Annotated in this window: 13 protein-coding genes; 1 reads left to right on the forward strand and 12 read right to left on the reverse strand. The window is 42.9% G+C overall.

Annotated elements, in window-relative coordinates; all coding sequences use genetic code 11:
* Window positions 1–176: 176 nt before the first annotated feature.
* The 12 genes from K1I56_RS01920 to K1I56_RS01975 form a co-directional block, all read right to left on the reverse strand.
* Entirely contained in the window at window positions 177–1,964 is a 1,788-nt protein-coding gene (locus K1I56_RS01920) for a glycerophosphoryl diester phosphodiesterase membrane domain-containing protein (RefSeq protein WP_223324966.1), read from the reverse strand.
* A 233-nt stretch (window positions 1,965–2,197) separates the two neighbouring features.
* A complete protein-coding gene (locus K1I56_RS01925; protein WP_223324976.1) occupies window positions 2,198–3,343 on the reverse strand; it encodes an FtsX-like permease family protein in 1,146 nt (381 codons plus the stop codon).
* Between the two features lie 3 nt (window positions 3,344–3,346).
* Entirely contained in the window at window positions 3,347–4,027 is a 681-nt protein-coding gene (locus K1I56_RS01930; protein WP_155124756.1) for an ABC transporter ATP-binding protein, read from the reverse strand.
* Window positions 4,024–4,599 (reverse strand): TetR/AcrR family transcriptional regulator, encoded by a 576-nt coding sequence (locus K1I56_RS01935; protein ID WP_223324978.1) that lies wholly within the window; start codon window positions 4,597–4,599, stop codon window positions 4,024–4,026. Before K1I56_RS01935 ends, K1I56_RS01930 begins: the two co-directional genes overlap by 4 nt.
* Window positions 4,600–4,747: 148 nt before the next feature.
* Window positions 4,748–5,671, reverse strand: a complete 924-nt coding sequence (locus K1I56_RS01940; RefSeq protein WP_223324980.1) for an aldo/keto reductase — start codon at window positions 5,669–5,671, stop codon at window positions 4,748–4,750.
* Between the two features lie 111 nt (window positions 5,672–5,782).
* Window positions 5,783–6,406 (reverse strand): hypothetical protein, encoded by a 624-nt coding sequence (locus tag K1I56_RS01945; protein ID WP_223324989.1) that lies wholly within the window; start codon window positions 6,404–6,406, stop codon window positions 5,783–5,785.
* Window positions 6,403–7,029: a hypothetical protein gene (locus K1I56_RS01950; RefSeq protein ID WP_223324991.1), complete on the reverse strand. Its 627-nt coding sequence runs from the start codon at window positions 7,027–7,029 to the stop codon at window positions 6,403–6,405. The genes K1I56_RS01945 and K1I56_RS01950 overlap by 4 nt, the downstream gene beginning before the upstream one ends.
* Window positions 7,030–7,181: 152 nt before the next feature.
* On the reverse strand, window positions 7,182–8,396 hold the full coding sequence (locus tag K1I56_RS01955) for an ABC transporter permease (protein ID WP_223324993.1): 1,215 nt from the start codon (window positions 8,394–8,396) through the stop codon (window positions 7,182–7,184).
* The gene (locus K1I56_RS01960) at window positions 8,393–9,286 is read right to left on the reverse strand and encodes an ABC transporter ATP-binding protein (protein ID WP_021153540.1); all 894 of its coding nucleotides are present in this window, start codon (window positions 9,284–9,286) and stop codon (window positions 8,393–8,395) included. The genes K1I56_RS01955 and K1I56_RS01960 overlap by 4 nt, the downstream gene beginning before the upstream one ends.
* Window positions 9,287–9,297: 11 nt before the next feature.
* Window positions 9,298–10,095 (reverse strand): DUF3169 family protein, encoded by a 798-nt coding sequence (locus K1I56_RS01965; RefSeq protein WP_045759650.1) that lies wholly within the window; start codon window positions 10,093–10,095, stop codon window positions 9,298–9,300.
* A gap of 1 nt (window position 10,096) precedes the next feature.
* Window positions 10,097–10,306 carry a helix-turn-helix transcriptional regulator gene (locus K1I56_RS01970; protein ID WP_024056334.1) on the reverse strand — a complete coding sequence of 70 codons (210 nt, stop codon included), beginning with the start codon at window positions 10,304–10,306 and terminating at the stop codon, window positions 10,097–10,099.
* Window positions 10,307–10,319: 13 nt separating this feature from the next.
* Window positions 10,320–10,628: a PH domain-containing protein gene (locus K1I56_RS01975; RefSeq protein ID WP_024056335.1), complete on the reverse strand. Its 309-nt coding sequence runs from the start codon at window positions 10,626–10,628 to the stop codon at window positions 10,320–10,322.
* A 234-nt stretch (window positions 10,629–10,862) separates the two neighbouring features.
* Here K1I56_RS01975 and K1I56_RS01980 point away from each other — a divergent pair, with 234 nt between their 5' ends.
* Complete coding sequence (locus K1I56_RS01980; protein ID WP_049472354.1) at window positions 10,863–11,333, forward strand: GNAT family N-acetyltransferase; 471 nt, start codon at window positions 10,863–10,865, stop codon at window positions 11,331–11,333.
* Window positions 11,334–11,360: the final 27 nt, after the last annotated feature.

The raw sequence follows: 11,360 nt of genomic DNA on the forward strand, positions 1-11,360 counted from the left end.
CCTAGCCTCTCAATTATTTTTGTATTATCGAGCAAGACGCAGTGGCTGAGTGGGGCTCTACTACGCTGATTTTATCAGTTTTTACAGCCCTACTAAACTGTGCGGAGGTGGGACGACGAAATCGAATTCTAACGAATTACCGATTTCTGTCCCACTCTCTCTATGCGTATCCTGTCTTATTCTTCCTTAGACGTAGCGACTAGATTCAAGAAGCGATCAAAGTAGGACTTGTTTTGTTTCAAATCCTTTTTCAGTCTTTGCGCCTCTGTCAATTCATCCGTAATCAAGCCATCAATGGGTTGTTGCAAATACTTGGTCAACTTTTGCTTGTCATTGATGGTCCAGACATAGAGCTCTTTTTTCATCTCATGGGCCTGGGTTACCAAATTCTTTTGATAAGAAAAGTCTTCAATGGCAAAGAAGTCGACCGAATCGTTTTCAAAGCGACCGAATTGAATCGGAATGACATAGCCGGTCTTGATCTCAGGGGCTTTCTTCTCGACCTTTTCAATAACTGACAGATCCAAAGACATGGCTGGATAGTCCTTTTCAATTCCTAATTCCCGCATCTTCTGCACGAAGAGATCCACATAGTTGGCAGGTTCTCCACCATGAGGCTTGAGCTCGACCAAGAGCTTCATCTTCAATTCTTTGGCCCGTTTGACATATTCCTCAAACGAAGGGATATGACTCGTGTGGCCATTCTGTTGAATCTTGAGGCCTTGCACCTCAGCTAGGGTCATGTCTTTCACATCCTTATCCACCCCAGCAAGACGCTTGAGATTGTAGTCATGCATGACGACAAATTGATGGTCCTTAGTGAGAAGGATGTCCATCTCCGCATAAGCTGCCTTTCCCTTGGCAGCTGCTTCTAAAGCTTCCAGGGAATTTTCTACCCCTTTAGAAACATCCCCTCGATGGGCGATGAGCTTGATCTGGTCATTCACCTTTAGGGTTGCCAGTTCAAAGGCTGAGATCCCCGATTGGACCATGAGAAAGACCACTGTCAGGGCAAAGAGTCCCTTCATCTTTCGACTGCTTTTGGAGCGCATGACCGATCGGCTCGGTACCTCCCATGCAGAATCCAAGATAATGCCGAGCGACCCCACCTTTGTCAAGACTGTAAAAATAAATAGGAAGGTCCGAATCAAGACCAAAAAGATGGTCTCCACCCAGAAATACTGGCCTTCTTTATCGATCACGGTCAAGGTAAAGACCAAACCCACGATCAATAAAATCCCTAGAAAGGTTAAGAGAAACTCAAAGGACAGAATTCTCCATAAGAGACGAAAACCTCCTCTTTTGGTCATAGTCCAGCTTTTTTTCAAGGCACGACCAAATGGTAACTCCTCTACCACGAGGTTGGGAACCGTATAGATGAGGCGAAGATTAAGATAGATAAAGGTCAGCTGCACCACAAAGAGCCCGATGGAGCCCATCGTGGTCTTTTCAAACTCCCCTGTGATAAAGTTTGGAATATAAAGCCCATCCGTCAATGTCGATCCTATCAAGACACCTGCAACAGGCAAGGTCAAAAGGAGATAGAGCAGAAAATAAAGCAGATTCCTTCCCGCTAGGTCCTTCAAGCGACCAAATGATTGCCGCAAGACCTTTTTAAAGGACAAGTGTCGGTCTGTTCGCGATAGGTAAATGACCGAAATCAGGGTCCGCATCTCCAGCATAAACAAGAAAGCAAAGACCATGATAAAGACCAAAAGAGCCAGCAAGCTCAAGGGATGGCTCATAACAGAGACAAGGTTGTTCTTATCGATATTAGCCTGACCCGCAAGCAAGACTGCCAGATGAAAGAGCCAAGTCAAGGCCGCAGCCCCAATACCAACCACAAATTGTAGCAAAATCCCAATCGCGATAAAGGACCATTTATTGCGCCATATCAAGTAAAAGGCCCCCTTTAGGTCCTGCCAGTAAGTCCGTCTCATCACATTCACTTTCCTTTCTTTCATTCCCCTAGAATAGCGGAAAAGCCTCTCCCTGTCAATGATTCTACAAGAAAAAGGCTGGGACAAAAGTCCTGGCCTCTCAATTGTCTTTAGATTGTCGAGCAAGACGCAGTGGTTGAGTGGGCTCTACTACGCTGATTTCATCAGCTTTTACAGCCCTACTCAACTGTGCGGAGGTGGGACGACGAAATCGAATTCTAACGAATTACCAATTTCTGTCCCACTCTCTTTTCTATTTATTCTGCTAAGAGCACTTCTTTAATCGTTTGTTTTTGGAGTTTTCTGTTGGATAGATAAAAGAGGCTTTCGTAAACCACAGTAAAACCAAGCAAGGTCCAAAAGCACACATTCCCATCAAAGTGATGCTCAATCTTTTCAGGAACCGTATCTTTGATCACACCGATCAAAATTTCCATGATGCCATATTGGTAAACCGTCCCAAGAACAAATCCTAGATAAGCCCAAAAACGATAGGGAGCGAGAATATGACTTTGGCATTCACGATCAGTGTAGCCAAAAGCCTTCATGAGGGCCAAGGTTTCGCGACTTTCTGAGACGACAATCCCCAATGACAAAAAGAGTATCGAGAAAGAAAGGATCAAGCCAATCATGATCATCATGGTTTGGATGATGTCATCTGTGTAATCCCTGAGGCCAAAGGACAATTGAACCATGGCCGCAAAACACATGGAGCCAAAGACTACAAAAAACAAGATAGATTTTCTTCCCCAAATCAGTGACGAAGCTAGCTCTTTTAAGAAGTCTTTCTCTTTCTTAGGAGCCCTCTTTCTCCTTTGGACCTTGATTGGTGTTGGAGATTTTTTCAATAAGCGAAGCGCTGGCGTTTGTAGTTGTCTTCTAGCATAACCAATCGCGAGAAGCATAAAAAATGCCGTTGGAAGGATCACCAAAGCAAGCAAGAGCTGCCAGTGAAAGTGAATGGTGATTTCTGGCAGGATCCCCTTCTCATTACGAAAGTCGTAAAAATGTCCCATCATGAGAAATGAAGCAAAATAGCCAAGAAGCGCTCCAGCTCCAAAACTAAGTCCAAAGGCCCAAAATCGTTTAGCCAACTGGCCATTGCTGTATCCCAAAGCCTTTAATATCCCTAATTGTTCCTTGTGGTCATCGACAAATTGTTTGATATAAAAACACATGAGAAGGATCGACGTCAAGGACAAGACGACCCCACTGACCATGGCCACCATCCAGGAAAGCGATACCTGGGCATCATAGTAGGTCTGAATCATGGGATTGGTTTTAGAAATCTCCAACTGCTCGATATCCAGGTAAAAATTCAAGAAGAGATTGGCCACAAAGACCGCACAGGCCCCAATGATACTGACGACAACTAATTTTCGAATATCTTTTACTGAAAACATGGCTTACCATCCAATCTCATAAGCAGTCTGAGGTTGATCATTGGTCACAACTTGGGTAATCTTGCCACTATTGACACGAATGATGGTTCTGGCCATATCCGCAATATTTTGGTTGTGCGTCACCATGATGAGGGTAAAGCCCAGCTTTTCCTTCAGTTCCCAGATATAGTCGAGAATCTTGCGCCCTGTTTCTTCATCGAGGGCACCCGTCGGCTCATCCAAGAAGAGAATCTCTGGCTTTTTGGCCAAGGCCCGAGCAATGGAGACTCTCTGCTGTTCCCCACCCGACAATTCACTCGGATACTTGTCCAGCTTATCGCCAAGCCCCAAATCCTCGATGATCTGCAAAAAATCATGATTGTTTGCCAGGTCAGCACCCATTTTTACATTTTGTCTGACCGTTAGATTAGGCAATAGATAATACTGCTGGAAAATAAAGGCAATCTTCTCCCGTCTAAAGGCCGTCAATTGAGCATCCGTGAGTTGCGATAAATCTTGTCCTTGAATGAGGATATGCCCCTCGTCTACCTTTTCTAATCCTGACAGCACATTTAAGAGAGTTGATTTCCCTGATCCAGAAGGACCGAGGATAACCACATCATCCTGGTCTTGAATCTGCAAGTCAATCCCCTTTAAAACCTTGGTTTGGCCGTAGCTTTTGTGCACATTTTTTAGTTGAATCATTTCTTTCCTACCATTTCTTTGATGAGAGATTGACAAACCTCTGTCAGTAATCCAATCACTTCTTCCATGCCGAACTGATAAATGCCAGAAGCAACCATTGAAGCCATCCCGTGCGAGTAGATAAATAGATGCTGGTACAAGCGACTAGCCTCCTCTACAGTCAAAGGATAGTCTGCGACAATCGAATCCAGAATCAATTGGTAACTATGATCCTTCATGGGAAGAAAATCTTGAAAGCGACGAATCGGCTCTTTGCTAGGATTTTGGAAAAGCAATTGAAAGAGTTGGGGTTCTTTTGAGGCGAAGAGGATATAAGCAACCCCGACAGATCGGAAAGGCTTTTCATCTTCTAAGGCCTTGCGAATATACTCCACCACTACCATTTCCGCAGCTACAACAACCTCTGCTTGTAACTCAGACATATTGGCAAATTGCCCAAAAATGACCCTTGGTGTGGCTCCCAGTTGATCCGCTAATGCTCGAGCCGTCAAACTAGCCAGGCCCTCTTCTCTCACCAATTGTAAAGCTGTCCCAATGATAGCCTCTTTACTAAATTTAACCTTGGGTGGCATAAGACTCCTTTCGCGCAACATTTGTTGCGCAACACTTGTTGCATAAAGAATACCATAAAAAAGAAAGACTTGTCAAGAAAAATTCGTAAAGTATAAAACAAAAGACCAGCCCACTGATACAAGTGAAGTCTGGTCTACTAACAAGATTCTAAGGCAAATCATTTCCTGCAGCCAAGTAGATTTGGTACCATTCCTTGCGGGTTAGAGTGACTGTTGCTGCTTTCCCTGCTTCAAGGACATGCTGGGGTTTGGTCGTTCCGATGACAGCCTGCATCTTACCCGGATAGCGGAGGACCCAAGCAAGGGCGATGGCTGTCGGAGTGACCTGGTATTTCTTCGCCAAGTCATTGAGGACATGATTGAGGGCCGCAAACTCTTCCTTGCCGACAAAGTTCCCCTTAAAATAGCCATGCTGGAGGACAGACCAGGCTTGAATCACCGTATCGGTTAAGCGACAATATTCAAAGACACTGCCATCTCGCACGGCTGCTTTTGGCCCTTCCATGTTGACATGAAAACCAGCCTCAAAGCTAGGCGTAAAGGCGGCACTCAACTGCAACTGGTTGACCTTGATTGGTTGTTTGACAGCTGTTTTAAGCAATTCCATCATCATAGGATTTTGATTGGACACCCCAAAATGACGGACCTTGCCCGCTTGCTCCAAGTGATCAAAAGCTGCCGCCACTTCTTCCGGCTCCATGAGGGCATCCGGTCGGTGAAGGAGGAGACTATCTAAGCGCTCGATCTGCAGACGCTCGAGGATGCCATCGACGGAGTCTAAAATATAGTCCTTAGAAAAATCAAAATAGGTAAAGCCGTCTTTGCGAATCCCAAACTTGGACTGAATCCACATCTGGTCCCGAAGATCCGGACGACGCTTGAGAACCTTACCAAGCAGGACCTCACACTGGCCATCGCCATAGATATCCGCCAGGTCAAAGGTGTTAATCCCAATCGATAAGGCCGCCTCCACCAAGGCCTCCACCTCATCTTCACTCATCTCACTGATCCGCATCATCCCAAGGACAATCGTGGACAGACGCTCATTTTCAGTAAACTCAATATACTTCATGTCCGCCTCCTTTTCTGTAGTTCTATTGTAGTGAAAAGGCTTGCAAAAGTCAATGTGAAATCAAAAAGCCCTCAGAAACAACTGAAGGCTTACAGATTGAAGTAGAATGCCTCATTCGTCGTCATCCAACTCCACTTCTCCATGGATTCGGATGTATTCTTCATTTCTGCGGTCATCTTCTGCCCAAACCGGGTCTCTCACATCATCCATAAATGGAATTTCCTCCAGACTCAGCTTATTAGCCTGTTCATAACTCATCGAAAGAATATTTTCATGCCGGTTTTTAAATTGCTCCACACTTAACCAGCTCTCTTTATCATCTTCGCTAATCTGACCATCAATGGCAGTCGCAATTTCTATCGCCATAATATAGAAAGCACGTTTATCAACGGTTAGGAGTTCAAGGTGCTTAGTAGCGATTCTTAAACATTCACCTTTCTCACGAAAGTCCGACATCATAGCATCTTCGTAGTCTAGCTCTATATCTTCATATTTATGGGATAAAAAATCATATTTTATCCCTTCCTTAATCTGAACATTACTCCATCTATTATCATGCATCCACTTATTTAATTTTAAGTGGATAGAAAGTTTCTCGATTGGTAAATCTAGATACCCTGCATACGACAAATCTGGCTCTATTCCATCTTTTTCCTCAAACCACATCCTCTTCGCTAGTTCTAAATAATCAAACGGAATTTCTTTGGTGTAATCGCCTTTAATATATAATCTCACTCGTCGTCCTCATCGTCATAAACACGTTCACCATGGATTTTGATGTACTCTTCACGCTTCCTATCCAATTCTTCCCAGATGGGATCATCAATAGCGTCAATCGTCTGAATTTCTTCCAAACTCATCTCATTTGCTTCATCAAAAGTTAGAGATAAGATATCTTGGTGCTTTTCCTTGAACTCCTCGATTCTTAGCCATGTTTTCTTATCATCTTCACTAATTTTCCCATCAATCGCAGTCGCAATTTCGAGTGCCATAATATACATAGCTCGTTTATCAACTGTTAATACATCTAGATAATTCGAAGCGATTCTTAGATATTTTCCCTTTTCTCTACCGTCGCTTTCATAACTTCCTTCATAATCCAAATCAATATTTTCATATATTTGGGAATTGATTACACTGCCACCTTTAACCTTGGCATCTTTCCAACGAGAACCACATGCTCCCCACTTATCTAACCGCAAAGATAGATAGAAGTCATCTTGTAGCATCTCATCATCCCCGACATGTGACAAACTTATTTCTTGACCATTTCTTTCTTTAAACCATATCTTCCATGTGAGTTCTCTGTACCCAAATGGTACTCTTTTTGTATAATCACCTTTGATGTAGAGTCTCATTCGTTCTTTTCTCTATTCTCTTTATTCCCCTCCATCATATCATAATTTAATAAAAAATACATGTCAGCATGAAGGAATATCGTTTTAAATAGCCCACTGATAAATTTCAATGCATGCTAAAAGCCCTCAGCTGTAACTGAGGGCTTGTTTGATTAGCGATAGCTAAGAGCACGTTTGATGGTCTTCCATGGTCCGAAGTCATCGGTCTGGAGGATTAAGCTCGCATAGATACGAGCGATAAGCACTGTTCCCACGATGGTAAAGAGGACCGCAATTCCCAATGAAGCCCAAGATTCAAGACCAGTTGCATAACCATTGATGGTACGGAAAGGCATAAAGAAGGTTGATATGAAAGGAATGTAAGAACCAATCTTCAATAAGAAGACATCACCGGCACTTCCCAAGGTGGTTACCCCAAGGAAGCTAAAGATAACTAACATCATTAGTGGTGAAATCGCTTTTCCTGAATCTTCAGGTCGTGCAACTGTGGAGCCTAAGAAGGCAGAGAGCACCACATACATAAAGATTCCAAGGATAATGAAGAAGACGGTATTGAGCGAGATCGACTCTGCAAGGTGTTGGGTAATCGGAGAGTTTGGAGCGAGAATATCCTTGACAACTGGGATATCTGCTCTAAAGATCCAAACAGCTACTAAACCAATCACATAGACAAAAATATGGGTAAAGATCACTCCGAAGAGTCCGAGCATGCGTGCGAAGAAATAGTCGGTTGCTTTGATACTAGAGAAGACCACTTCCATGATCTTAGTTCCCTTTTCACTAGCCACTTCTTGGGCTGTGATACTAGAGTAGAAGATCAAAATCATATAAAGCAACATTCCTAGACCACCTGCAACCATGGTTTGCACCATTTTCAAGCCTTCTTTTTTCTCATCAATTTTTTCTTTTAGAGAAACCTGTTGAGACAAGGCTGTCAGTTGCTCTTTGTTTAGATTGGCACGCGCTAGATTGATCCCTTGTTGGACCTGGCTTAATTTCGCAGCGACAAGGCTTTTCAATTCCATTTTCATGGCTTGATCGCCCACATAAGTGGCTTCTAGCTGGCCATCTTTTTCATCGACCGTTAGGTAAGCAGCGGCTTTTTCATCCTTGATGGCTTTTTTAGCTGCAGCTTCATCTTTGTAGTCTAAGGTCAAGCCATCAGTTCCTTTGAGGCTTTCTTTGACAGCTGGCACTTCGGTCACCAAGACCACCTGATTCTTCGCATCTGTAGAAGAATCCGTTAGATAACCGATTCCGATGCCCAACCCTAAAAAGAGGAAGGGACCGAAGACCATAAAGAGAAAACTCCATGATTTCACTTGTCTGATATAGGTTTCTTTCATTACGACAAACATCTGTTTCATACTTCTACTCCTGATTCAAGTTTAAAGATCTCATCAATAGTTGGGGCTTGGTGGTCAAAGGTCGCAAGGTAGTGGCCCTTGGTCAAGCGGTCAAATAATTCTGGTCCAGCTGACGCATCATCCAAGATCAGCTTCCAAGTCCCTTGCTTGGTCATGCTGACCTTGGTCACGTGTGGCAGAGCTTCTAGCTCTTCTTTGCTAAAGTCGTTAGAGACAAAGAGGCGAGTCTTACCATAGCTATTCCGGACCTCTTGGACAGGCCCTGAAAGGACCACCGAACCATCACGGATCATTAGAATATCATCACACAACTCTTCAACATTGGTCATGACGTGGTCAGAAAAGATAATGGTTGCCCCACGCTCTTTTTCTTCAAAGATGACCTGCTTGAGCACTTCTGTATTGACCGGATCCAAGCCACTAAAGGGTTCATCTAATATGATCAATTTAGGCTCATGGATCAAGGTGATGATCAGTTGCACCTTCTGTTGGTTCCCTTTTGAGAGACTCTTGATTTTATCGGTCAATTTTCCTTTTACTTGGAGTTTTTCCATCCAGGTCGGTAATTTTTCCTTGACCTCAGCAGTGCTCATTCCTTTTAAGGCAGCCAAATAGCGGACCTGCTCAAAAATCGTGAGTTTTGGCATAAGACTACGTTCTTCTGGCAAATAGCCAATTTCCTTGTAGGTTTCTTGGGTGATCGCTTTGCCACCTAGGCGAATCTCGCCGCTGTAGTCCAAAAAGCGCAAGATACTGTGGAAAATAGTTGTTTTCCCGGCCCCATTTTTCCCAACTAAGCCAAGGATATGCCCTTGTTGAGCTGTCAGATCTACTCCGAAGAGAACCTGCTTATTCCCAAAGCTTTTTTCTAAATTTCTAATTTCTAACATGGATGACTCCTCTACTCTTTATAATAACGTTTGGTAATCTTGTACTGAGAGACCAAGATATAGACATAAATCAGTGATACCACTACTAATGCTAACAAGATATCTGTATGGAAAGCAATGCCAACTAAGAATATCGCAATTAAGGAAATCGGCAAGATATAATTGCTTAACTTAATGATAATTTCATAGTTTTCCTCGTAGCTAATCTGCTTTTCTGCTTCATCCATCATACTCATCATAAATTCACGCACTTCCTTGGCATTGGCATTGCGGGGAATCGGTTTTCCATAAATCAGATGGAAGGTCTTGCGAAAGAAGATATCCGATAGGAAAAATAGGGCAATCAAGACAAGAAAGAGATAGAGCATGGTAAAGTCTCCAAAGATAAAAGCCAAGTGCCCTGTGGAAGGTCTATCCATATACACCCATTGACTATAAAAGATGATGACTAAAAAGTATGGCAAGATCATGACTCCTTTAAAAATGGTCGCTAACCCAAACAGTTTTTCCTTCTGGATGTCATAGTGATAGGCTTCCTCTTCGTCTTCTATCTGGAGCATTTTTTGATGGACTTTTCTCGCGCTTATTAGTAAGGCTATCGTGACCATAAACACGATAAGAAACAAAAGTATTGAACCCCAAAGGAGTCCTTCTTTACTAAAGAAGGATTGGATTTCAAGGGGTTTTTCGGATCCGAACATGCCTGTCAAAAAACCAATGACTCCTCCAATCAAGCCGGAAACTGTAATGATTCCGACATTTCTCCAAAACCGGTAACGAGCGGATCGTTCTTGTTGTTGCTTTTTCATATTATTCTTCTCCCTCTACTAGACTAAAGACATTCTCCACTGGTTCATTGAAGATCTGGGCAATGGTCATGGCGATAATGACAGAAGGTGTATACTCACCACGTTCCAAGAGACTGATGGACTGGCGCGAGACCCCTGCTAGCTTGGCTAGCTCGGATTGGTTGAGTCCATCACGCGCCCTCAGCTCTTTCAATCGATTTTTTAAAATCATGGCATCAGCCCCCTTATAGTTGAATACCTTGAATATCTTCGATACGGACTAACTTGGTTTCCCTCTGTTGTTTATGAATCACACGGGTCAGTTTGACCCAATCTTCATCGATATCTATAATTTCATACTCAAATCCAACACCATCTACTGTAACAGTGGCCGTTTGGCCTTTCAATTCTTCTAAAAGTCTAGACATGTCTTGATTTCCTTTCACTTGTTTTTCTAATCGTCTGATGCGTCTGTTCAATCCTTTTATCTTCTTTTCTGAGCTTGCATAAACGATAACCAGAAAAGGGATAAATAGAATCCATATGGCTCCCATAAGAAACCTCCCCTTCTTTCAACTAAAAACATTGTAACACTTCTTTTTCTTTTTGACAAGCATATTTGTCAAAAAAATAAAAATATTTGTCAAAAATAAAAATATGGTTGACAAGATCATTTGAGGTAAGAAATAAAAGGCCCGCATTTGCGCACCTTTTAGCGTTCCTTTTTCCATTGACAAGCTCTGTAAGAAATTTTTATAATGAAGAAAATACTACTAAGGAGGATCTACATGACGATTCGTTCAGCTCAACCAAAAGATATTCCTGCTTTGCTTGGTCTCTTAGAACAAATTCTTTCCGTTCACCACCAAGCCCGTCCCGATATTTTCAAAGAAAGTGGCGGAAAATATAGTGAAGAAGAATTGAAAAAGTTAATGACGCAAGAGCAGACACCGATTTTCGTCTACGAAAATGCGGATGACCAGATCCTAGGACATCTCTTCATCACCATTAAAGAAGTCTCTGACAATCCTGTGCTTCATCCGATAAAAACCCTCTTCATCGAAGACTTGTGTGTCGATCAAGCAGCGCGTGGACAAAAGATCGGTGATCAACTTTATCAATTCGCTGTCAGCTATGCCAAGGAAATCGGCTGCTACAACCTGACTCTTAATGTCTGGAATGACAATGAAGGAGCCCTTCGCTTCTATCAAAGACAGGGCATGAAACCTCAAGAAACGGTCATGGAAACCATCTTGTAAAATGAATTTTAAAAACCGTTGATGAGT

This window comes from Streptococcus parasanguinis, assembly GCF_019929185.1.
In the GTDB taxonomy this organism is placed as follows: domain Bacteria; phylum Bacillota; class Bacilli; order Lactobacillales; family Streptococcaceae; genus Streptococcus; species Streptococcus parasanguinis_O.